The sequence below is a fragment of the Micromonospora sp. NPDC048871 genome, from assembly GCF_043198155.1.
Classification (GTDB): Bacteria; Actinomycetota; Actinomycetes; order Mycobacteriales; family Micromonosporaceae; genus Micromonospora.
The window spans coordinates 1-21741 of sequence record NZ_JBICUM010000023.1; the positions used below are offsets into that span (position 1 = coordinate 1).

At 70.5% G+C, this 21741-nt stretch carries 25 protein-coding genes and 1 riboswitch; of the genes, 8 read left to right on the forward strand and 17 right to left on the reverse strand.

Going from position 1 to position 21741, the window contains the following annotated elements; translation table 11 throughout:
* Positions 1-412 precede the first annotated feature (412 nt).
* Positions 413-1414: a tyrosine-type recombinase/integrase gene (locus ACGFIK_RS27410; RefSeq protein ID WP_327025912.1), complete on the forward strand. Its 1002-nt coding sequence runs from the start codon at positions 413-415 to the stop codon at positions 1412-1414.
* Between the two features lie 159 nt (positions 1415-1573).
* On the opposite strand, the gene ACGFIK_RS27415 is transcribed toward ACGFIK_RS27410, so the two are convergent.
* Positions 1574-1894 (reverse strand): MerR family transcriptional regulator, encoded by a 321-nt coding sequence (locus ACGFIK_RS27415; protein ID WP_327025911.1) that lies wholly within the window; start codon positions 1892-1894, stop codon positions 1574-1576.
* Positions 1895-2666: 772 nt separating this feature from the next.
* Entirely contained in the window at positions 2667-3440 is a 774-nt protein-coding gene (locus ACGFIK_RS27420; RefSeq protein WP_327025910.1) for an endonuclease/exonuclease/phosphatase family protein, read from the reverse strand.
* 176 nt (positions 3441-3616) lie between these two features.
* Here ACGFIK_RS27420 and ACGFIK_RS27425 point away from each other — a divergent pair, with 176 nt between their 5' ends.
* Genes ACGFIK_RS27425 through ACGFIK_RS27435 form a run of 3 tightly spaced genes read left to right on the forward strand, consistent with a single transcriptional unit; the run spans position 3617 to position 5793 of the window.
* Complete coding sequence (locus tag ACGFIK_RS27425) at positions 3617-4396, forward strand: TSUP family transporter (RefSeq protein ID WP_327025909.1); 780 nt, start codon at positions 3617-3619, stop codon at positions 4394-4396.
* A 12-nt stretch (positions 4397-4408) separates the two neighbouring features.
* Positions 4409-5179 carry a GNAT family N-acetyltransferase gene (locus ACGFIK_RS27430; protein ID WP_393342109.1) on the forward strand — a complete coding sequence of 257 codons (771 nt, stop codon included), beginning with the start codon at positions 4409-4411 and terminating at the stop codon, positions 5177-5179.
* 47 nt (positions 5180-5226) lie between these two features.
* On the forward strand, positions 5227-5793 hold the full coding sequence (locus tag ACGFIK_RS27435; RefSeq protein WP_327025907.1) for a GNAT family N-acetyltransferase: 567 nt from the start codon (positions 5227-5229) through the stop codon (positions 5791-5793).
* Here the strand turns inward: ACGFIK_RS27435 and def are convergent.
* Both def and ACGFIK_RS27445 read right to left on the reverse strand, forming a co-directional pair.
* Positions 5779-6282, reverse strand: coding sequence for a peptide deformylase (gene def, locus ACGFIK_RS27440; protein ID WP_327025906.1), 504 nt, complete (start codon positions 6280-6282; stop codon positions 5779-5781). The two genes, ACGFIK_RS27435 and def, sit on opposite strands and share 15 nt — an antisense overlap.
* A 32-nt stretch (positions 6283-6314) precedes the next feature.
* Positions 6315-7529, reverse strand: a complete 1215-nt coding sequence (locus tag ACGFIK_RS27445) for a chorismate-binding protein (RefSeq protein WP_327025905.1) — start codon at positions 7527-7529, stop codon at positions 6315-6317.
* Positions 7530-7625: 96 nt separating this feature from the next.
* On the opposite strand from ACGFIK_RS27445, the gene ACGFIK_RS27450 reads away from it, so the two are divergent.
* The gene (locus tag ACGFIK_RS27450) at positions 7626-7826 is read left to right on the forward strand and encodes a DUF5999 family protein (protein ID WP_327025904.1); all 201 of its coding nucleotides are present in this window, start codon (positions 7626-7628) and stop codon (positions 7824-7826) included.
* Positions 7827-7955: 129 nt separating this feature from the next.
* Here the strand turns inward: ACGFIK_RS27450 and gcvP are convergent, their stop codons facing one another.
* From gcvP to ACGFIK_RS27510, 12 genes are all read right to left on the reverse strand, one after another.
* Complete coding sequence (gene gcvP, locus ACGFIK_RS27455) at positions 7956-10778, reverse strand: aminomethyl-transferring glycine dehydrogenase (protein WP_393342113.1); 2823 nt, start codon at positions 10776-10778, stop codon at positions 7956-7958.
* 80 nt (positions 10779-10858) lie between these two features.
* A riboswitch (glycine riboswitch) is annotated at positions 10859-10957 on the reverse strand.
* A gap of 90 nt (positions 10958-11047) precedes the next feature.
* The gene (locus tag ACGFIK_RS27460) at positions 11048-11905 is read right to left on the reverse strand and encodes an NAD-dependent protein deacetylase (RefSeq protein ID WP_327025902.1); all 858 of its coding nucleotides are present in this window, start codon (positions 11903-11905) and stop codon (positions 11048-11050) included.
* A 48-nt stretch (positions 11906-11953) separates the two neighbouring features.
* Positions 11954-12541, reverse strand: coding sequence for a MerR family transcriptional regulator (locus ACGFIK_RS27465; protein ID WP_327025901.1), 588 nt, complete (start codon positions 12539-12541; stop codon positions 11954-11956).
* 195 nt (positions 12542-12736) lie between these two features.
* Positions 12737-13201, reverse strand: a complete 465-nt coding sequence (locus ACGFIK_RS27470; protein WP_013733914.1) for a bifunctional nuclease family protein — start codon at positions 13199-13201, stop codon at positions 12737-12739.
* Between the two features lie 174 nt (positions 13202-13375).
* Positions 13376-14071, reverse strand: coding sequence for a MerR family transcriptional regulator (locus ACGFIK_RS27475; protein WP_327027115.1), 696 nt, complete (start codon positions 14069-14071; stop codon positions 13376-13378).
* A 50-nt stretch (positions 14072-14121) separates the two neighbouring features.
* Positions 14122-14574 (reverse strand): FHA domain-containing protein, encoded by a 453-nt coding sequence (locus ACGFIK_RS27480; RefSeq protein ID WP_013733916.1) that lies wholly within the window; start codon positions 14572-14574, stop codon positions 14122-14124.
* A 216-nt stretch (positions 14575-14790) separates the two neighbouring features.
* The gene (gene gcvH / locus ACGFIK_RS27485) at positions 14791-15171 is read right to left on the reverse strand and encodes a glycine cleavage system protein GcvH (RefSeq protein ID WP_327025900.1); all 381 of its coding nucleotides are present in this window, start codon (positions 15169-15171) and stop codon (positions 14791-14793) included.
* 54 nt (positions 15172-15225) lie between these two features.
* Complete coding sequence (locus ACGFIK_RS27490) at positions 15226-16152, reverse strand: DUF881 domain-containing protein (RefSeq protein WP_327025899.1); 927 nt, start codon at positions 16150-16152, stop codon at positions 15226-15228.
* Positions 16153-16161: 9 nt separating this feature from the next.
* The gene (locus ACGFIK_RS27495) at positions 16162-16494 is read right to left on the reverse strand and encodes a small basic family protein (protein WP_327025898.1); all 333 of its coding nucleotides are present in this window, start codon (positions 16492-16494) and stop codon (positions 16162-16164) included.
* Positions 16491-17426, reverse strand: coding sequence for a DUF881 domain-containing protein (locus ACGFIK_RS27500; protein WP_327025897.1), 936 nt, complete (start codon positions 17424-17426; stop codon positions 16491-16493). The genes ACGFIK_RS27495 and ACGFIK_RS27500 overlap by 4 nt, the downstream gene beginning before the upstream one ends.
* Positions 17423-18049: a CDP-alcohol phosphatidyltransferase family protein gene (locus ACGFIK_RS27505; RefSeq protein WP_327025896.1), complete on the reverse strand. Its 627-nt coding sequence runs from the start codon at positions 18047-18049 to the stop codon at positions 17423-17425. The genes ACGFIK_RS27500 and ACGFIK_RS27505 overlap by 4 nt, the downstream gene beginning before the upstream one ends.
* Before the next feature lie 306 nt (positions 18050-18355).
* Entirely contained in the window at positions 18356-19522 is a 1167-nt protein-coding gene (locus ACGFIK_RS27510; protein ID WP_327025895.1) for a PP2C family protein-serine/threonine phosphatase, read from the reverse strand.
* A 356-nt stretch (positions 19523-19878) separates the two neighbouring features.
* Between ACGFIK_RS27510 and ACGFIK_RS27515 the strand changes: the two genes are divergently transcribed.
* The 3 genes from ACGFIK_RS27515 (at position 19879) to ACGFIK_RS27525 (ending at position 21510) form a co-directional block, all read left to right on the forward strand.
* Complete coding sequence (locus ACGFIK_RS27515; RefSeq protein ID WP_327025894.1) at positions 19879-20757, forward strand: universal stress protein; 879 nt, start codon at positions 19879-19881, stop codon at positions 20755-20757.
* A 70-nt stretch (positions 20758-20827) separates the two neighbouring features.
* Positions 20828-21040: a phosphatidylethanolamine-binding protein gene (locus ACGFIK_RS27520; protein ID WP_327025893.1), complete on the forward strand. Its 213-nt coding sequence runs from the start codon at positions 20828-20830 to the stop codon at positions 21038-21040.
* Complete coding sequence (locus ACGFIK_RS27525; protein WP_327025892.1) at positions 21037-21510, forward strand: hypothetical protein; 474 nt, start codon at positions 21037-21039, stop codon at positions 21508-21510. The genes ACGFIK_RS27520 and ACGFIK_RS27525 overlap by 4 nt, the downstream gene beginning before the upstream one ends.
* Here ACGFIK_RS27525 and ACGFIK_RS27530 read toward each other — a convergent pair.
* Positions 21507-21713, reverse strand: a complete 207-nt coding sequence (locus ACGFIK_RS27530; RefSeq protein ID WP_327025891.1) for a hypothetical protein — start codon at positions 21711-21713, stop codon at positions 21507-21509. The two genes, ACGFIK_RS27525 and ACGFIK_RS27530, sit on opposite strands and share 4 nt — an antisense overlap.
* Positions 21714-21741 lie beyond the last annotated feature (28 nt).

Consider the following 21741-nt stretch of genomic DNA (forward strand, 5'->3'; position numbering starts at 1 on the left):
AACACCTGCCGATGTCCGAACGTCACCACACCCGGCCTCGCCACCAACACCTCCAGCACAACCAAGATCAGTTGCACTGAACCCTAGAATCCGCCGATCAGCGACTGCCGTCAACCTCATGATCAACAGGGTGGGGGCGCCTCGGGCATGCACTCGCTGCGCGGCCCGGTTCCCGGTCTGCACCGCGCGGCGATGGTCGGGCCGCCCCGCCCTCAGGCTGCGTTGATCACGCTTCGACGGAGGCAGGGACGGGCGTCAACCGCTCGCCGCGCCTCGGTGCGGTCGCACCGGTTTCCTGACGGGCACCTTCTGACTGCCAGCTGGGATCCCCGCTAGGCGCCTGGCTGTTCTTCCAGGGGCTACTCCCCCTTTGACTTGCCAGTCAATGCGAAGAACATGCATAATATGCCTTATGCATGACAAATCGGACGGCAGGGTTGTGGGGCTGATCGAGGCGTTTCTGACGGCACGGGCCACCCGCAAGCCTTCTGCCCACACTCAGGCCGCGTACCGACGGGATCTGACCGCGGTGGCGGGTCTCGCCGCGGAGCTGGCCACCCCTCCCCTCCCCCTTGCCGACCTTCGGATCGGTGCCCTCTCCCCCGGCCTGCTGCGGGCGGCCTTCGCCCGGTTCGCCGCCGACCGGGCCGCCGCCTCGGTGGGTCGGGCCTGGTCCACCTGGAACAGCTTCTTCACCTTCCTGGTGGCCGAGCAGGTGGTGCCGGGCAACCCGATGCCGGCGGTGGGTCGTCCTCGCACCCCGCTCCCCCAGCCGAAGCCGCTGCGGGGTGAGGACACCCCGGAGCAGTTGCTGGCCTCGATGGCGCGGGGTGAGGGGCGGCAGCGTGACCCCTGGCCGGAGCGGGACGTGGCGGTGCTGGCGCTGGCGTTGTGTGCGGGGTTGCGGTTGTCGGAGCTGTTGGCTCTGCGGGTCGGTTCCCTGGGGGGTAGGCCCGGTGAGCGTCGGGTGGAGGTGGCCGGCAAGGGTGGGCGGCCTCGGGTGTTGCCGGTGGAGCCGGGCCTGGACGAGGTGCTGTCGGCCTATCTGGACAGCCGGGTGCGCCGGTTCGGTGCGCGTACGGTGCGCCCGGATGCGCCGTTGTTGGTGGACCGGCGGGGTGAGCCGCTGCGCCGGGGTGGTCTGCAGTATCTGGTGGAGTCCTGTTACCGGCGGGCCGGGATCGGTGACCGGGTGCCGCGTGGGGCGCGGTTGCACGCGTTGCGGCACACCTTCGCCACCCGTCTGGCGGAGGACGGTGCCGGGGCGGCGGAGATCATGCGGTTGCTGGGACATGCCTCGTTGGCGTCGTCGCAGACCTACATCGAGGTGACCGCGGCGCAGCAGCGGGAGGCGGTGCGGGCCAACCGCACGAATCGGGCCCTGGTCGGGTTGGTGCGGTCTCAGGCAGGTTGAGTGGTCAGGATCGCCGGCAGGACGGTGGCGGTGCTCGGGGTCTCCGACGCGCTCGACGGACTGTTGGGCACCGAGACGCACCTACCGATACTCACGGGGGTGATCCGGGTACGACAAACGGTCCCCCTCAATGACAGAGAAGGACCGTGAGGCGTGGGGTCAGGCGGCGCCGGATTGCCGACGGCGCTGGTGGTTCCGGTTCTGCTGGAGGGCTTCTTCCAGCTGGTCTTCGAGGATGATGATCCGGCATGCGGCTTCGAGGGCCGTGCCGTGGTCGACCATCTCCCGGGCTCGTGCTGCCAAGCGCAGTTGGTAGCGGGAGTAGCGGCGGTGTCCGCCGGCGGAGCGGAACGGGATGATCAGCTTTGCCTCGTCGAGGCGGCGCAGGAAGTCCTGCGAGGTGCCCACGATCTCCGCAGCGCGGCCCATGGTGTAGGCGGGGTAGTTGTCGTCGTCGAGCACGTCGTCGGGTTGGGCCATGCATACCTCTCCATGACGAGGGCCCCGGCGAGGGAATCGCCGGGGCCCGGGGTTACGGGTTGAATACACCATCTACCGACGAGTTCGTCGGGTTCTCGTTTCCGCACCGTGCGACTGTCAGCGACAGGCGGTGCGAGGATCGCATAAGCGTGACCGGAGACCACCTCACATTCGATGGGACTACGGTGTCCGCCGCAGAACTGCGACTGCATCCTGGCGGCGGGCGATCCAACGGCGTCCAGCCCTCCCTTTCCTCTTCTTCCGATACCTGTGGTGCTGTCCGCCGGTGTCGGAGCCCACGCAACTACACGGCCCAGACACGGACGGCGGATCTTTTCTGCGTCAGGCGGAGCCCTGAACCTGCATCGGCCCTGCCTGCGGTTGCCTTGACCTGGAGTTACGTCAAGGTCTTGACCTGCACTTACCTTGCTGTGTGCGGTGATGTGTTTCCACCGCTGGTGCCGAGCGAGCCGCGAGAAGTTCCGGGCCCTGCTTGATGCTCGGTCTGTTTCGTCGGCGTCTTTTAACCGATCTTCGTTGTCAACGAGGCAAACCTTACCCAACCCCACCGGGAATATCTAGCTACTTGGGACCAGATTTTCTCGGTGAGCCGACCAAGGCTCAGTAGAGGCGGTGGTGTCCTCGGCTTCGGCGGGTTACGGCGGCGCGGTAGGCGCCTCTGCGGACGGTGGCGACCATCGGCTGATTCCCCAGTTCCGTGAGCAGGTGGGCTCCGGGTCCGATGACGTCTGTGCGGTCACCTGCAGGTGGGTCAGCCGAGGTCGACCAGCAGGGGCCGGTGGTCGGAGATGGTCGACAGTGGGGTGCGTACCGCGGTGACCGGGGGCAGGTGGGTGAAGCCGCGCCGGTCGGCGATGGCGTGGTCGAGTTGGACGCGGGGTGCGGCGGCCGGGTAGGTGGGTCGGCGGCCGAGCAGGTGCCAGCCGGTGGTGAGTCGGGTGGCCCAGGCGGGCAGGTTGAGGTCGCCGAGCAGGATTCGGGGGGCGGGCAGGGTGCGTAGGGCGCGGACGACCTGGCGGAGTTGGTGGATGTTCCAGCCGGGGACGAAGGACAGGTGGGTGGCGGCGACGGTGAGTTGTCCGTGGGGGGTGTCCAGGACGGCGGCGAGCAGGACGCGGGGTTCGTCGCGGAGCAGGATGAGGCCGGGGCCGGGTGCGTAGACCGGGGAGCGTACGGGGGCGGCTCGTAGGCGGGTGACCTGCCAGGTGGTGACGGGGTGGCGGGAGATCAGGCCGACGCCGTAGCAGGGTTCGCCGTGGCCGTCGTCGTCGTGGGTGAGGGGGCGGAAGGCGATGCCGGGGGTGCCGACGACGGCGGCGGCGAAGCGGTGTTCGTCGGCGTTGAGGGCTTGGGCGGCGATGGCGGTGAGGTCCAGGTTGCCGCTGCGGGACTGGTCGCGGTCGACTTCCTGGAGGGCGAGGACGTCGGCGTCGAGGGCGGTGACGGCGGCGGCCAGGCGGTTCGGGTCGACCAGTCCGTCGGTCAGTGATCGGCCGTGCAGCAGGTTGAACGTGGCCAGGCGCACGGTGTCACCTTAGCTACGGGGGTGGCACATTTTGGAGATGGCGAGGGGTCTGTTCTGTTCGATGGTGGTTTTTGTGGTCGTGGGGGTGCTGGGGGTGTGGGTGCGCAGGTGGCGGGGCCGGTGAGGCTGGCCACAGGTGCCCACGTCAGGGGGGTTGTGGTGGGCAGAATGCGCGCGTGGAGCTTGATCCTTTGACCGTGTCGATCCTGCTGACGGCTGCTGCGTTGGCCGGGTGGGTGGATGCGGTGGTCGGTGGCGGTGGGTTGTTGCTGTTGCCGGCGTTGTTGGTGGCGGCGCCGGGGATGCCGCCGGCTACCGCGTTGGGGACGAACAAGTTGGCGGCGATCGCGGGTACGGCGACGGCGGCGTTGACCTTCGCCCGCCGTACGAAGATCGACTGGGCGGTGGCGGGTCCGGCGGCGGCGGTGGCGGTGGTGTGTGCGGGGGTGGGTGCGGCGTTGGCGGGTGCGGTGCCGCCGTCTGCGTACCGGCCGGTGGTGTTGGTGGTGTTGTTGCTGGTGGCGTTGTTCGTGTTGTTGCGGCCCCGGTTGGGGGTGGTGGCGGTGCCGCAGCGGCGGACCCGTAAGCGGATCGTGGTGGCGGTGTTGGTGGCGGGGTTGGGTATCGCCACCTATGACGGGTTGATCGGTCCGGGTACGGGGACGTTTCTGGTGTTGGCGTTCACCACGTTGGTGGGGGCGGATTTCCTGCAGGGTTCGGCGATGGCGAAGGTGGTGAACGCGGGTACGAACGCGGGGGCCCTGGCGGTGTTCGCGGTGACCGGGAACGTGTGGTGGTTGTTGGGTGCGGCGATGGCGGTGTGCAACATCGCGGGGGCGATGGTGGGGGCTCGGATGGCGGTGCGGCGGGGGGCCGGGTTCGTGCGGGTGGTGTTGCTGGTGGTGGTGGTGGCGTTGGTGGCGAAGTTGGGGTACGACCAGTGGCTGGCCGGCTGAGGGTGGGTGCGGGTGCGCGCGGAGCATGAGCGCCGGGTGTTGGCGGGGTTGTTGGGTCGGGATCCGCGGCTGCACGCCTACGAGTTGGGTGATCTGGACGAGTTCTTCTGGCCGTACACCTCGTGGTATCGGCGGGGTGAGGCGGTGGCGTTGCTGTATCACGGGGCGCGTCCGCCGACGTTGGTGGTGTTGGCCCGGCCGGAGGGGGTCGGGGAGTCGGCGGCGTTGGTGGCGGAGTTGGCGCCGGTGTTGCCGGCCCGGTTGTGGGCGCACCTGTCCCCCGGTGTGGAGCAGGGGTTGGCGGGTGCCTTCCGGGTGGTGTCCTCTGGTGCGCATCTGAAGATGGCGTTGACGGAGCCTGACGGGTTGGCGGGGGTGGTGGCGGCCGGTGAGGTGTTGGGTCGTGGGCATCTGCCGGCGTTGCGCGAGTTGTACAAGGTGGCGTATCCGGGGAACTGGTTCGATCCGCGGATGGTGGACACCGGCAGGTATGTGGGGGTGTGGGCCGAGGGCGCTCTGGTGGCGGTGGCGGGGGTGCACGTGTACTCCCCCGCTTTTCAGGTGGCGGCGTTGGGCAATGTGACCACTCATCCGGCCTGGCGTGGTCGGGGGTTGGCCTCGGCGGTGGTGGCCCGGTTGTGTGGGTTGCTGCGGGCCGAGGTGGAGCATGTGACGTTGAACGTGAAGGCGGACAACGGTGCCGCGGTGCGGTTGTATGAGCGGCTGGGTTTCCGTCGGGTGGCCGAGTACGGGGAGTTCGATCTGCGGGCGGTCGGCTGCTGAGGGGTTCTCGGTAGCGTCGGCGGGCCGGGGGTGGGCAGAATGCGCCGGTGACTCAGGCGACGTTGCGGACGGCCCGGTTGGTGTTGGTGCCGTTGGCGGATGAGCATCTGGCCGGTGAGATCGAGTTGGACGCCGATGCGGAGGTGATGCGGTTCCTGGGGCCGGTGCGCTCGGCCGAGCAGGTGCGTGAGGTGCATCGGCGGCGGTTGGCGGTGGCCGGGCAGGTGCCGGGGTTGGGGTTCTGGGCCGGTCTGGTCGAGGGTGAGTTCGTCGGTTGGTGGTTGTTGGAGCCGCCGCAGCGGGCCGATCAGGGGCCGGTGGCCGGGCAGGCGGAGCTGGGTTACCGGTTGGCGCGTCGGTGGTGGCGGCGGGGGTTGGCCAGTGAGGGTGCCCGGGAGTTGATCCGGCACGGTTTCGTGGAGCTGGGGTTGTCGCGGGTGTTCGCGGAGACGATGGCGGTGAATGTGGCGTCGCGGGCGACGATGGCGGCGGTGGGGATGCGGTATGTGCGGACCTTCCACCAGTCGTGGCCGGATCCGTTGCCGGGTTCGGAGCGGGGTGAGGTGGAGTACGAGATCACCCGCCGGCAGTGGGAGGCGTCAGCGGCGGGGTGAGTGGAAGCGTCCGGCGCGGATCTCGCGTAGGGCGCGGCGGCGGGTTTCGCCGTGCAGGGTGTCGACGTAGAGGCGACCGTGCAGGTGGTCGGTTTCGTGTTGCAGGGCGCGGGCGAGGAAGCCGCTGCCGGCGATGGTGAGGGGTTCGCCGTGCTGGTCGTAGCCGTGGGCGGTGGCGTGCAGGGCGCGGGGGGTCGGGAAGTAGAGGCCGGGGACGGACAGGCAGCCCTCGTCGTCGTCCTGGAGTTCGTCGGACAGTTCGAGGGTGGGGTTGATCATGTGGCCGCGGTGGCCGTCGGCGTCGTAGACGAAGACCTGGGCGTTGACGCCGATCTGGGGGGCGGCGACGCCGGCGCGGCCGGGTTTGCCGAGCAGGGTGTCCATCAGGTCGGTGACCAGGGCGCGGAGTTCGGTGTCGAAGCTGGTGACCGGTTCGCTGGGGGTGCGTAGTACCGGGTCGCCGATGATGCGGATGTCGCGCAGGGTCATGGGCGAAAGGCTAGTCGGTGGGTGCCGGCTGGTCAGTGCAGGGCGGCGCGTACGGGGGTGGTCTTGGCGGCGGCTTCGGCGACTTCGGCGTGGGGGTCGCTGTCTGCGGTGATGCCGCCGCCGGCCCAGACGTGGACGGCTTCGCGGTCGACGGCGGCGGTGCGGATGGTCAGGCCGAGGTCGATGTGTCCGGGGCTGATCCAGCCGAGGCCGCCCATGCTGGCGCCGCGGCCGACGGGTTCCAGGGTGGCGATCTGGTGCAGGGCGGCCAGTTTCGGGGCGCCGGTGACGGAGCCGCCGGGGCAGACGGCGCGGAGCAGGTCGGCGAGGCTGAGGCCGTCGGCGGCTTGGGCGCGGATGGTGGATTCGGCTTGCCACAGGTCGCACCAGCGGCGTACGGCGAACAGGTCGTCGACGCGGACGCTGCCGGTGGCGGCGATGCGGGCCAGGTCGTTGCGTTCCAGGTCGACGATCATGATGTGTTCGGCGCGTTCCTTGGCGGAGGCGAGCAGGTCGGCCCGGCCGGCGCGGGTGGCGGGGCGGGTGCCTTTGATGGGGCGGGTGGTGAGGGTGCCGTGGTGGACTTCGATGAGGGTTTCCGGGCTGGCGCAGCCGATGGCCCAGTCGGGGCCGGTGAGGACTCCGCCGTAGCGGGCGCCGGGTAGTCGGCCGAGGCGGGCCAGGGCGGGTAGGGGGTTGCCGGCGTAGGGGGCGGCGGCGTGGCCGACGAGGTTGACCTGGTAGACGTCGCCGCGGGCGATGGCGTGGCGGACCTGTTCGACGGCGGTGGCGTGTTGGTGTGGGGTCCAGCTTTCGGTCCAGGGGCCGCGCCACCAGCCGGTGGTGGGGGTGGCCGCCGGTGGTGGGGTGTCGGTGTGGCTGTAGACGACGACGGCGATGTCGGGTAGGTCGGCGGGGCTGGGTGGGCCGGGGGTGCCGCCGATCATGAGGGTGCCGGCGGTGGCGGAGACGTAGAGGGCGGCGCCGCAGACGGTGTGGTCGTGGTGGCGGCCGGGTGTGGGGCGGGCGAGGTCGTGCAGGGGTAGGCCGTGGTCGGTGAGGAAGTCCTGGATTCCGGTGGCGGGGTCGCCGCCGTCGGCGGGTCGCCACTGCCAGCGGGCACGTTCGGTGAGGTGGCCGCGACAGGCGGTGGGGGCGGCCGGTGGATCGATGACCATGCGTGGGAGCGCTTCCACGACGTCTGGGTGAGGGGTGTTCATCCGTTCAGTGGATTTCCCACGCACCACGCGGAGATCTGCTCGATGCCGCGTGCTTTCGCTTGGTACTGTGCGTCACTGGTCATGTGAACCATGACACAGTGCCCCCACAGTCCGGAGAACCCGATGTGCCAGCACCAACCCACCTGCCCCTCCGCCGAAGCCACCGACCGGGAAGCCGCCAAGGCCATCGCCGGTTTTCCTGAACAGGGCTGGAGCCTGCTCTGCAACGGCGTCATCGTCTTCGAGGACACCGGCGAACTACTGCCCGACGGCAGCAGCATCGCACCGCACCGCGGCCCCGCCCGACACGCCCTCGCCGCCTGAACCGACCACGATCCGTCACGACCTTTCCCGCGTCGCCCCAGGCTAGTCCCCCACCCCGGCGCCGGTCACAACCAGGTCGGCGTACCGCCGGGGGCGGCACCAGCCCGCCCCCGGAGCACACCCCGCCCGTCAGTCCTCGTAGGCCTGCGGTGACGGGCACGAGCAGACCAGGTTCCGGTCGCCGTAGCCGCCGTCCACCCGCCGCACCGGCGGCCAGTACTTAGCCACCCGATCCACCCCGGCCGGATAGCCGCCCACCGACCGCGGGTACGGATGCGGCCACTGGTCACCGGAGACCATCGCCGCCGTGTGCGGCGCGTTGACCAGCGGATTGTCACCGGCCGGCCACTGCCCCGCCGCCACCGCGTCGATCTCCGCCCGGATGGCGATCATCGCCTCGCAGAACCGGTCCAGCTCGGCCAGATCCTCACTCTCCGTCGGCTCCACCATCAAGGTGCCGGCCACCGGGAACGACATCGTCGGGGCGTGGAACCCGTAGTCGATCAGCCGCTTGGCCACATCGTCGACACTGATCCCGGCCGCCTTCGTCAACGCCCGCAGATCCAGGATGCACTCGTGGGCCACCAGCCCCTTGTTGCCGGCGTACAGCACCGGGAAGTGTGCCCGCAGCCGCGCCGCCACATAGTTGGCCGCCAGCACCGCCATCCCGGTCGCCCGGGCCAGCCCCTGCGCGCCCATCATCCGCAGATACACCCACGGGATCGGCAGGATCCCCGCCGACCCGTACCGGGCCGCCGAGATCGCCGGCCGCCCCGCCACCGGCTCACCGACCGGGTCACCGGGCAGGAACGGCGCCAGGTGCGCCCGTACCGCCACCGGACCCACCCCCGGACCACCCCCGCCGTGCGGAATGCAGAAGGTCTTGTGCAGATTCAGGTGCGACACGTCCGCCCCGAACCGGCCCGGCTTCGCGAACCCGACCAACGCGTTCAGGTTCGCCCCGTCGACATACACCTGCCCGCCGGCGTCGTGGACCTTCGCGCACAGCGACGCGATGCCGGTCTCGTACACCCCGTGGGTCGACGGGTAGGTCACCATGATCGCCGCCAGGGTGTCGGCGTGGGCCTCGATCTTCGTGTCCAGGTCGACCAGGTCGACGTTGCCGTCGGCGTCGCAGCCGACCACCACCACCCGCATCCCGGCCATCACCGCGCTGGCGGCGTTGGTGCCGTGCGCCGACGACGGGATCAGACACACGTCGCGGTGCCCCTGGCCCCGGCTGTGGTGGTAGGCGCGGATCGCCAGCAGACCCGCCAACTCCCCCTGTGAACCGGCGTTGGGTTGCACACTGACCGCGTCGTAGCCGGTGACCTCCGCCAGCCAGCCCTCCAACTGGGCGATCATCGTCCGGTAGCCGGTGGTCTGCTCCGCCGGGGCGAACGGGTGCAGATGCGCGAACTCCGCCCAGCTGATCGGCTCCATCTCCGTGGTCGCGTTGAGTTTCATGGTGCACGAACCCAACGGGATCATGCCCCGGTCCAGGGCGTAGTCCAGGTCGGCCAGACGCCGCAGATACCGCAGCATCGCCGTCTCCGAATGGTGGCTGCGGAACACCGGATGGGTCAGGAAGTCTGAGGTACGGGCCAACCCGGCCGGCAACGCCGTGGCCACCTCACCCTCGATGCCGGGCACCTCGAACGCCGCCCACACCTGCGCCAGATGCGCCTCGGTGGTGGTCTCGTCGCAGGCAATCCCCACCCGGTCCGCGTCGACCAGCCGCAGGTTCACCCCCCGCTCGGCCGCCGCCGCGACCACCCGCCCCGCCCGACCCGGCACCGTAGCGGTGACCGTGTCGAAGAACGGCACCTCGGCCACCTCGACCCCACCGGCACGCAGACCAGCCGCCATCCGGGCGGCCATCTCATGGGTACGCCCCGCGATGCGCCGCAGCCCGTCCGGGCCGTGGTAGACGGCGTACATGCCGGCCATCACCGCCAGCAGCACCTGCGCGGTGCAGATGTTGCTGGTCGCCTTCTCCCGCCGGATGTGCTGCTCACGAGTCTGCAACGCCAACCGGAACGCCGGATCCCCGGCGACGTCCCGGGACACCCCGACCAGCCGGCCCGGCAACATCCGCTCCAGACCCCGCCGGACCGCCAGATACCCGGCGTGCGGTCCACCGAAGCCCATCGGCACCCCGAACCGTTGGGTGGTGCCCGCGGCGATGTCCACCCCGATCTCCCCCGGCGCACGCAGCAGCGTCAACGCCAGCAAATCCGCCGCGACGGTCACCAACGCCCCCACCGCATGGGCGGCCTCCACCAGCCCGGCATGATCACGCACCGCCCCGGAGGCCCCCGGATACTGCAGGTGCAGGCCGAAGAACTCCGCCGGCAACTCGTCCCGGTCCACATCGACGATGCGTACCTCGATGCCGAGCGGCTGCGCCCGGCCGGTGATCACCGCGATGGTCTGCGGCAGGGTGTCGGCGTCCACCACGTACACGGCACTGCGGCTCTTCGACGCCCGCCGCGCCAAGGTCATCGCCTCCGCCGCCGCGGTGCCCTCATCCAGCATGGAAGCGTTCGCGGTTGCCAGACCGGTCAGGTCCGACACCATCGTCTGGAAGTTCAGCAGCGCCTCCAACCGGCCCTGACTGATCTCCGGCTGATACGGGGTGTACGCGGTGTACCAGGCCGGGTTCTCCAGCACGTTACGGCGGATCACCGCCGGGGTGTGGGTACCGTGATACCCCAACCCGATCATCGACACGGCGACCGTGTTGCCGCCCGCCAGGGCCCGCAGCTCGGCCAGGGCCTCCGGTTCACTGGCCGGCTCCGGCAGATCCAACCGGCCGTGCCAGCGGATCACCTCCGGAATCGCCGCGTCCATCAACTCGTCGATCGAGGCGTACCCGACGGTCTCCAACATCCGGCGCTCGTCGTCCGGGCCGGGACCGATGTGACGGTCGGCGAACAGGTCCGTGGTCATGGGTGAGGCTCCCGCACAGGTGGGGGGTCGACAGGGCGGCCCTCCCCCTCTGTCGCACCCACGGGGCGCTCCACAGTGCCTGTCCCGACGCGGTCCTTTTGCCTGAGAGGTTCCGGGGAGGATTTGCCCCTTCGGCGCCGACCCGGCCACGCCAGGACGGTCTCTCCCACGCGGGTACTACGGCACGATCAACGCTACCAGCGCCCTCCTCACCCGCACACACCGGCGGGATCGGTCAGCCGCAGGCCCCACCGCCACCGGCGGCACCGTCAACCCGGCAGCGTCACCCCGGCGCCGGCGACCAGCCGGTCGGCCAGAGCCGGCAACACCCGCCCCAACGGGGCATCCACCCGCAGCAGGGCCAGCCCGTCGCCGCGCGTCGCCCCCTGGTTGACGATCACCACCGGGATGCCGGCCCGCGCCGCCGCGGTGACGAACCGACGCCCCGACAGCACCGTCAACGACGACCCCAACACCAGCAGCAGCCGGGCCTGCGCCACCATCGCGAAACACCGCCGCACCCGCCCCGCCGGCACGGTCTCCCCGAAGAACACCACGTCGGGCTTGAGCAACCCACCACAGGTCACACAGTCGACCGTACGGAACCCGGCCACCTGCGCATCATCGAGATCCACATCACCGTCCGGGTTGATCGCGGCAGCCCGGCCGGCGAAGTCCGGATTCACCCGACGCAGCCGAGCGTCCAACTCCTGCCGGGTACTGCGGTCCCCACACCCCAGGCAGATCACCGCGTCGAGCCGCCCGTGCAACTCCACCACGTCCCGACCACCAGCCGCAGTGTGCAGCCCGTCCACATTCTGGGTGATGATCCCGCTGACCAGACCGGCCTGCTGGAGGCGGGCCACCGCCCGGTGGCCGTCGTTCGGCGCGGCCTGCGTCATCAACCGCCACCCCAGATGACTACGCGCCCAGTAGCGGCGCCGAGCCTCCGGGTCGCCGACGAACATCTGGTAGGTCATCGGGGTGTGCCGCCGGGCCACCCCACTGGGCCCCCGATAGTCCGGAATACCTGACTCGGTGGACAACCCGGCCCCGCTGAGCACCACCACCCCGCCGCCGGACACCAGCCGGGCCACCGGGTCGATCACATCCTCCACCCGACCCATGCTGCCCCAGACCGGCAGGCCACGACCAACCGCCGCCCCCGGAAGGGGTCAGCCGGCCCGTCGGCGTGCCCGGCGGGCCGCCAACTCGTCACCCACCGCCGGTTCCTGCGGCTGCTCCGGCTCCACGGCCACCCCGGCCGGCTCCGCCGGCAGATGCGACAACGAACCCTGGATCTCCTTGAACGCGCCACCGATCGCGATGCCGAACACCCCCTGGCCGCCCTGCAACAGGTCGACCACCTCCTCCGGCGACCGGCACTCGTACACCGTCGTCCCGTCGGAGATCAAGGTGATGCCCGCCAGATCCTCCACCCCACGCGACCGCAACGCCTCGATCGCCTTACGGATGTTCTGCAACGACACCCCGGCGTCCAACAGCCGCTTCACGACCTTCAACACCACCAGGTCCCGGAACGAGTACAACCGCTGCGTGCCCGAACCCGAAGCGTCCCGCACACTGGGCACCACAAGCGTCGTACGCGCCCAGTAATCCAACTGCCGGTAGCTGATGCCCACCGCGTGGCACGCCGTCACACCCCGGTACCCCACCGCACCGTCACTGTCAGTCGCCGAACCGGGCGTCCCACCCGACTCGTCCAGCCCCGTAACCGGATCGGAATCCTGCGGCTCGTGCATCCGGACAACCTCCCCGTCAGTGCGGCGACACGCCTTCCTAGACGCGCGCCCCTCGACACGGGCAACCCTATAGCGACCTTCCAGGGTTACCACGGAGAAACCATCGCGACACGCCGCGCATCGACAGCGATCAGCGTCACCATCACCGACAGTCACCAGGATTGGCCGTCAACGGCACCACCGGCGAAGGGGCACTCAGCCGGCGAAATCCTCCGGACGAACCTGCTCCAGGAACTCCCGGAACTTCTCCACCTCGTCCTCCTGCTCATCGGGAATCACGATCCCCGCCTCACTGAGGACCTGCTCCGCACAACGAATCGGCGCACCGACCCGCAACGCCAAAGCGATCGAATCACTCGGCCGCGCCGAGACCCGCACCCCGTCACCGATCAACAGATCAGCGAAGAACACGTTCTCCTTCAGCTCAGTGATCTCCACCGCCCGCAACGGAGCCTTCAACGCCGCCAACACATCCCGCAGAAGATCGTGGGTCAACGGCCGGGCCGGCTTGACACCCTGCTGCTCGTAAGCGATCGCCGTCGCCTCGACCGCGCCGATCCAAATCGGCAGATAGCGGTCCCCCTCGACCTCCCTGAGCAGGACGATCGGCTGGTTGCTGGGCAGCTCCACCCGAACCCCGACCACGCTCAGCTCGCGCACCGCCGCCTCCGTGTCGTTGTCACCTACGCTGCACCGCGCCCTTCCTAGCACGGTACACGGACCGCGACACGGCCGTCCCGTGCGCTTCCCGCACCAACAACCGCGCCAGAAGAGGGGTTACCCCCGCAAGCCTACGCCACGCACGGCCAACCGATCCGGCCCCACACGGCCACCTCAACGCCCCAACGTCGAACGCAACCCCACCCGCACCAACGCCGCATGCAACTGCTGAGACAACGCCACCAACTCCCGCGCCGTCTCCGCCGCCCGCGCCCGCGCCGCCGGATCACTCTGCCGCACCAACGGCGTCACCAACTGCGCGAACAGACCGACCTCCCGATCCGCCGCCGTCCGATAACCCCGCAGATGCCGCGGCTGGAACCCGTACGCCGACAACCCCGCCACCGCACTCGCGATGATCAACGCATCGCCGTCGTACCAACCCGGCGGATCCGACACCACCAGCCCCAGCCGCTCCAACTCCCCCAACGTCGCCTCGTCGATCCCGCTGCGCGACACCAACTCCGACCGGCCCAGCCGCACCTGACCCGACTCGTGACCAGCCTCCCGACCCGGCAACTCACCATCCGGGCCCACCGCCACCAGGGCCGGCCGGGACCGCTCCGGAAACTCCCCCGAAGCCTCCCAACCCGCCAACTGCTCACGGATCACCCGCAACGGCAGATACTGGTCCCGCTGCGCCGTCAACACGAACCGCAGCCGCGCGACATCGTCCCAGCTGTACTTCCGGTAACCCGACGCCGTCCGCTGCGGCTCCACCAGGCCCTCAGCCTCAAGAAACCGCAACTTCGAAATGGTCACATCGGGAAAATCCACCCGCAGCTGCGTCAACACCTCGCCGATACTCATCAACGGCTGGGCGCGACCCGCCCCGGACGGCGTCGAGGCCGCAGGCTCGTTCACCCCCGGCCGGCCTCGCCCTCAGGGCGCGGACCGGCGATGAACACCACCCGGAACTTGCCGATCTGCACCTCGTCACCGTTGGTCAGCGTCGCCGCCTCGACCCGCTCCCGGTTCACATACGTGCCGTTGAGACTGCCCACGTCCCGCACCGTGAACGTCCCACCATCCCGGTGGAACTCCGCATGCCGACGCGACACCGTCACATCATCGAGAAAAATGTCACTGTCCGGGTGCCGCCCACTGGTCGTCACATCGTGATCCAGCAGGAACCGCGCACCCGCGTTCGGACCCCGACGAACCACCAGCAGCGCCATCCCCGGCGGCAACGAACCGGACATCCGGCTCGGCACCACATCGGTGTCCGGCCCCTCCAACGCTTCTTCGAGCGAACCGAGATTGAGCGTCGACGTGACGTCGAGCGGGGGGAACTCGTCGCCTGGGCGAGTCATGGGACCACCTCACGGATCAGTTTCGGTCGGCGTCGGGGAAACGGCGGGTCTGGCCGCCGGGCGTACACCCACCCGGCGGCTGGCTCTCCGTGCCCCTGAAGGCTTCTCCACGACGCACGACACATGGATTCTCGGTCGACTGGGCGAGCCTAGCCAGCGCCGAAAAACAGGGCAACCGGACGCGCGGCACACATACCAACCCGCCGGCACAGCAACTCAGCTCTCCGTCAACTCGCGATACGCGTCCGCGGTGAGCAGCCCGTCGACCGCCGCCGGATCCGCCACGATGATCTCCACCAACCAACCCGACCCGTACGGATCCGTGTTGATCACCTCCGGGGTGTCGACCAACGCCTCATTACGCGCCGACACCGTCCCGGCCACCGGGGCGTACAACTCCGACACACTCTTGGTCGACTCGATCTCACCCAACGACTCACCGGCCGCCACCGTCGCACCCGGCTCCGGCAACTGCACATACACGATGTCGCCCAACGCATCCTGCGCGAAATGAGTGATGCCGACCCGCAAGGCCCCACCCTCGACGGCAGCGACCCACTCGTGCTCAGCGGTGTAACGCAGATCCTCAGGAATCACCAGCGTCCTCATCCATCGCGACACCGGACCTCACCGATGCCGGCCCACCGACCGCTAACCGACCGGACGGGCGTGTTCCAGCCTTGCGGGTACGTGCAGCGCCGAAACCTCGGCAACCTCACGATCCTCAACGATCACGTTACCGCCGTCCTGCGCCACCGACGCCACCACCCCACCAGGAATGTTCAGCCCCGTACGCATCGTCGCCGGATCACCGATCACCGTGATCGTGAACGGACCCGCCAACGGACGTCCGTCCACGATCAACGAACCGTTCTCCCCGTCCAGGAAGTACGTCGAAGCCACGATCCGCACCGACGCCCGATCCCCACCGGAGATCTGCATCGCCTCCGCGCCCGCACCCCGCAACTCCTGCACCGCGTCCAACACCCGGATCGCCGAGATCGGCTTGGCCCCCGCCTGGAACCGCACCGCCAGACCCGGCCCCCGCGCCGGCAGAGTCCCCGCCAGGATCCCCAGCTCATCCGCCCGCCGGGTGGCCTCCTCCAACGCCGCCTGACGCCCCTGCTCACCCGAACGCAACTGCCGCTGACTCTCCTCCAACGCCGAGATGTCCTGCCGCAGCCGGATGTCCCGCGCCTCCAGGTCGTACAGAATCCGGACCAGGTCCTCCTGACGGGCCGCCGCCAACGACGAATCCGTCGAGGTGGTCTTCAACTGCACCGCCAGGGTGAACCCCAGCAACCCCAGCAACACACCGATCATCACCGTCGCGGACCCGAACCGCCGCCAACCCGCCGCCGCCACCGCACCCGAAGGCTGCTCGCCGTCGACCGGCCCCTCATCCCCGGCCGGCCCCGGCACCTCCTCGGCCGGCTGACCCTGCGGCGACAACGGACTCAGCTCATCCGGATCCGGCGCATCAGGCCGCGGATCCGGCTCACCCGCCGGACCATCCGGCCGCCCCGGACCCGCCGGCCTCGGCCACCCCGTACCAGTCTCGGTGTGCTCGTCACTCACGCCACAAACCTACGCCCGGAACAGGTGCCGGCGGATCGCCGCCACGTTACTGAAAATCCGCACACCCAACACGACCACCACACCGGTCGACAACTGCCCACCCACACCCAACTGATCACCCAGATACACGATCAACGCGGCCACCAGCACATTCGAGATGAAGGACACCACGAACTGCTTGTCATCGAAGATCCGGTCCAGCTTCGCCCGGACCCCACCGAACACCGCGTCCAGCGCCGCCACCACCGCGATCGGCAGATACGGCTGCAACGCCGCCGGCACCGTCGGGTCCAACCACAGACCGAGCACCACACCGGCCAGCAGAGCCAGCACCGCGATCATCGACCACCTCCGGAGGGACTGGGGGACGTACCCGAGCCGGACGACCCGTCACCCGACGGCGAGGAACTCGAACTCGGACTCACCGCAGGCTCCGCGTAGCGTAGCCGCGGCTCCGGCGCCGCCGGCAACGTGAGGTCATCGACCTCCCGCACCCCGAACGACAACCCGGTGTCCTGCGCCACCTTGCGCATCGTCAACGCGCTGCGACTGGACTCGTACTGCCTACGCATCGACCCCGGACCGATAGCCGACACCTCGTACGGCCCGGTCACCGGCCGGAAATCCACCAGAATCGCCTGACCCGCGTTGCGGATCGTCGAGGTCGCCGTCAACCGCTGCCCGTTGATCGCGATCGCCTCCGCCCCGGCACCCCACAGATCGTTGGCCACCCCCTGCAGGTCGCTGTAGAGCACCTGCGACGGACCCACATTGGCCCCGCTCAACGAATCCTGACCCGCCGGCCCGTCCGCCAACCGCACCACCAGACCATCCCCGCGCACCCGCCCCAGGCCCGTACTGGCCTCCAGGTTGCGCAGCCGCGCCGCCCGCGAACCACCCAGCGCCGCCTCCCGCTGCCGGTTCACCTCCTCGCGCAACTGGTCGGCCCGCAGCGACAACGCATCCGTGTCGGCCTGCCGCTGCTTGATCTGCGCCACCAGCCCGGAACGGGCCTGCGCCCGACCCGGCTCCTCGGCCGTGGTCTGCCGGTACGCCACCGCGAAGAGAAACCCCAGCAGCACGACCACCACCAGACTGACCGGCCCCACCCGCCAGCCGGGCCGGGCCGCACGCCCACTGCGCGCCCGGGCCGCCGCCGCATCCGCGTAGCCCGCGTCCAGCGGATTACGGAACAGCTCGGTGAGGAAGTCGGGAGTGAAGGTCCGCACGCCGCGCTGACCGGAGCCGGCGTCGTCACCCACGCGTTCGCTCATGCCTCTCCTCGACCACGTACCGCCCGCACCAACTGCCGCGCCTGGATCACATAGAAGGCGCCGGCCACCCAGTAGAGCACCAGACCCCACCACGCCAGGCCCCAGCCCACCGGGCCGGCGACCGCCGTGGTGGCCGACACGGTCGCGGCCAGCAGCAGGATCGGGAAGGCCGCCAGCAGCAGGAAGGTGGCGGTCTTGCCGACGTAGTGCACCGGCGGCGGCCCGTAGCCGTGCCGACGCAGCACCCCCAGCGACACCAGCAGCAGCAGCTCCCGGGCCAGCAGGGCGGCGGTGAACTGCCAGGGCACCACGTCCCGGACGGTGAAGGCCACCAGGATGGCGAGGATGTACAGCCGGTCGGCGAGCGGGTCCAGCAGCTCACCCAGGCGGCTGACCTGACGCAGCCGGCGGGCGATCCAACCGTCGACCCAGTCGCTGGTGCCACCCACGGCCAGCACCACGATCGCGGCCACGTCCGCCCGGGCCACCAGGAACAGGTAGAGGAACAGCGGGACGCCGAGCAACCGGGCGAAGCTGATCAGATTCGGCACGGTCAGCACACGGTGCTCACCACCGGGTTCGGCGGCCTGGAGTTGCTCCGTCTGAGCGGGCCGACGCGACACCGAACCTCCCCTGTGCGGCACACCCGGCCACCGCGGGCCCTCTGGTCCGCCGGCAGTCGTGCGTGCTGTCGGCGTCGGCTTACGCCGTCGCCCCCTGCGATCCCGGATCGGGATCTCCCCTGGTCCTGCCGCCCGTCCTCGATGATCACGGGCCGGCTGAATGCGCTGCCACTATATCGGGCCTTGGTGGTCGTCCTGCTGTGTAGCGCCCGCGGGGCGGGCGCCTGGTGTCGGTGTGAGGGTGGTCACCACCCGTAGTGCATCCTAGGATGATGGGATAGCAGGGTGGGGGACGGCAGAGCTGGCTCAGGCGTCGGCGCCGTGCCAGTCCAGGCACACCACGACCGCGTCGTCGCGCAGATCCGTGTCGGCGTGGAAGGCCTGCAACTCGCGCATCACCGTGCCGACCGCCTCCCCCGGAGGCTGCAACCGGGTGGCCCGCATGGACCGGGCCATCGCCCGCTGCCCGTAGCTCTCCCGGCCACTGGGGTCGGCGCCCCACACCCCGTCGGAGACCACGAACAGCCGGTCCCCCGGGTCCAGGTCGAACTCCTGCAGGTCGTACCGGGTCTCGGCGAACATGCCCAGCGGCAGCTGCTGCTCCAGGTCCAGCCGGGTGATCGCACCACCCCGCAGCCGCACCAGGTGCGGCGAACCCGCGTCGACCGCCCGGACCCGGCCCGTCACCCAGTCCAGTTCCAGCAGCACGGTGGCCACGTGCCGATGCCCCCGATGCTGGTAGTAGACCGTGTCGGAGGCCAGTTCGGCCTGCTCCACCAGTCCACCACCGGAGCGGCGGGCGTTACGCATGGCGTTGACCGTCACCGCGGTCAGCAAGGCGGCGGCCAACCCGATGCTGTCGCCGTTGAGCACGGTGACGGTCAGCCGGTCGTCGTTCAACGACCAGTCGAAGTGGTCGCCGCTGACCGTGTACGCCGGTTCGAGCTGGCCGGCCAGCTGGAACGCCTCGTGGCGCAGCCCCCGCCCGGGCAGCAGCTCCCACTGCAACTCGGCCGCCATGCTCAACCGCTCCCGGCGGCGGGCCCGCCGGTAACGGTCGGTCTCCCGGTCGGCCGCCCGCAGGGCCATGGCCACCTCACCGGCGATGTCCACCGCCCCGGCCAGGACCTCCTCCACCGGGGTCTGCGGCAGTTCGACCATCAGCACCCCCAGCCGCTCCCCCCACACCGTCAACGGCAGATAGAGCTGGCAGCGGCCCTCGGGATCACCGCCGCGTACCGGCTGCTGACTGCGGAAGCAGCGCCGCAGCAGGCCCTGCCCGGCGTGCCCCGCCACCTGTGGCTGTCGGGAGTCGAACACCGGCCACAGACCCTCGATCCGGTAGTCGGCGACGAAGACCGCGGTGGCGCAGGCGCCGAGCACGGACCGGATGGCCCGGTCGGCGGCCTCGACCACCCGGTCGGGCGGAGCCTCGCGCAGGGCGCGGGTGATCCCCGTGAGCGCATCCGCCATGACCATCCTCCGAAACTACTTGCCTTGGGGCAAGCATCATACGGAGGTGGGGGGCGCCGCAGTCACCCGGCCGACCACACCCGCATCGACAGAAGGGATCCCGGCCGCCGGTGGAAGACACCGCGGGGATCCGATGTGGACCCGCGCCGACGACGGCCCGGGTCCATGATGGCCGGGGCAGGAGGTGAGGCCCGCGCGTCGATCGGCCACGGGCGTACCCGGTCGGGCTGTGCCATCGACAACCCTGCTCCCCCGGGAGTCGCGGTCAGCGTAGTGGACGACGGGCCTTTGACCCGTATCGCCGCCTCGACCGGCGGCGGCCCGCGATACTGGCGGAGACCAGCACGCGGACGGGGGTGGCGGTGGACTCGGTCGGCTCGGCGGTGGTGGTCGGCGTGGACGGCTCGGAGTCCGCCCTGGCCGCGGTGCGTCTGGCCGCCGCGGAGGCGGCCCGCTGGCACCGGCCCTTGCGGGTGGTGCACGCCTTCATCTGGCCCACCCTGCACTCCCCCGTCACACCGGGCACCGAGGGACCGGCCGACGGCGGGCTTCGCGGCCAGGCACGACAACTCGTCACGGCCGCGGTCGACCAGGCGCAGGCCGTCGCACCGGGACTGGAGGTGACCGGCGAGATCGTCGACGGGGCCCCGGCCGCGGTCCTGCTGGACGCGAGCACCGACGCCGCGCTGATCGTGCTCGGCGACCGGGGAATGGGTGGCTTCACCGCCCTGGTGGTCGGTTCCGTCGCGGTCACCGTGGCGGCGTACGCCCGATGTCCGGTGCTGGTGGCCCGCGGCGCGGTGGATCCGCACGGGCCGATCGTGGTCGGGGTGGACGGCTCCGAGGTGTCCCGCCGGGCGGTGGAGTTCGCGGTGCGGACCGCGGCCCGCCGCGGGGCCACGGTGCTGGCCCTGCACGCCTACCGGCACCCGGTCTCCACCGGTCCGGGCGACATGCAACCCCTGGTGTACGACGAGTCCCAGCTGCACGAGGAGGAACAGCGGGCCCTGGCCGAGTCCGTCACCGGGCTGACCGCCCGCTACCCGGAGGTGTCCATCCGCCGCGAGTCCGTGCACGCCCGCGCCCCGAAGGCCCTCACCGAGGCCTCCCGAACGGCTCAACTGCTGGTCGTGGGGGGCCAGGGCCGCGGCGAGCTGACCGGGCTGCTGCTGGGCTCGGTCAGCCGGTCGATGCTGCACCACAGCCACTGCCCGGTCGCGGTGGTCCGGGCCTGAGCGGGGTTGGCGCCCGTGCAGGCGGGTAGACGGGGCGCGTACGTGACCGCGACCACCAGAGGAGACAGCGATGCCTGGACCCAGGCCCGGCAGCAACGCCTACGACAAGCAACGCGCCCGCCTGCGCAACGCCCTGGACAACTCCGGTCGGGGCGTCACGGACGATCGGGCCGACGAGGCCGCCAACCGGATCCTGCAGGACGAACGGGGTCAGCGCGGCGTCGTGCGGGGCGACCGCACCTACGGCCCGAAGGGCAACCGGGAACCCGGAGATCCCAAGTGAGGGGCGCTGCGCTGGCCGACGGGCTGATCGCCGGGGCGGTGGGCAGCACCGCCCTCAACGTCGCCACCTACCTGGACATGGTGGTGCGGGCCCGGCCGGCCAGCCAGAGCCCACAGGAGAGCGCCGAGCGGGTCGCCGAGGTGACCCATCTTGATCTGGGGGCCCAGGAGCGGGCGGCCAACCGCCGCTCCGGCCTCGGCGCCCTGATGGGGTACGGGCTGGGGGTGGCCGCGGCGGTGGGTTTCGCGGCCCTGACCCGGGGTCGGCGGCAGCCGGTGCTGCGGGCCGCCGCGCTGCTCGGCGGCGGGGCGATGACCCTCTCCGACGGGGCGCTGACCGTGCTCGGGGTCACCGACCCGCGCACCTGGCGGCGCACCGACTGGCTGGCCGACCTGCTGCCGCATCTGGCGTACGGGCTGACGGCCGCAGCCACCTGGAACCGGCTGCGGCCGTCGGCGAGCCAGGGCTAGTCCTGGTCGCTGCTCTCGTCCTGGGCGACCGACTGCCCGGTCGGGCCGTACGGTGACACCTGACCTCGGGGCACCGGACGTCCGGCGTCCGCCCGGGAGGTGCCCCGGTTACGCGGATGACCGGCCGGGCCGGGTCCCTTGTTGTCCTGACTGGTGGCGCCCAGGGCGTTGCGGCGCAACTCCTGCTGCTGCGGGTTGGTCACGGTCGTCTCCCCTCTGTCAGGGTGACGC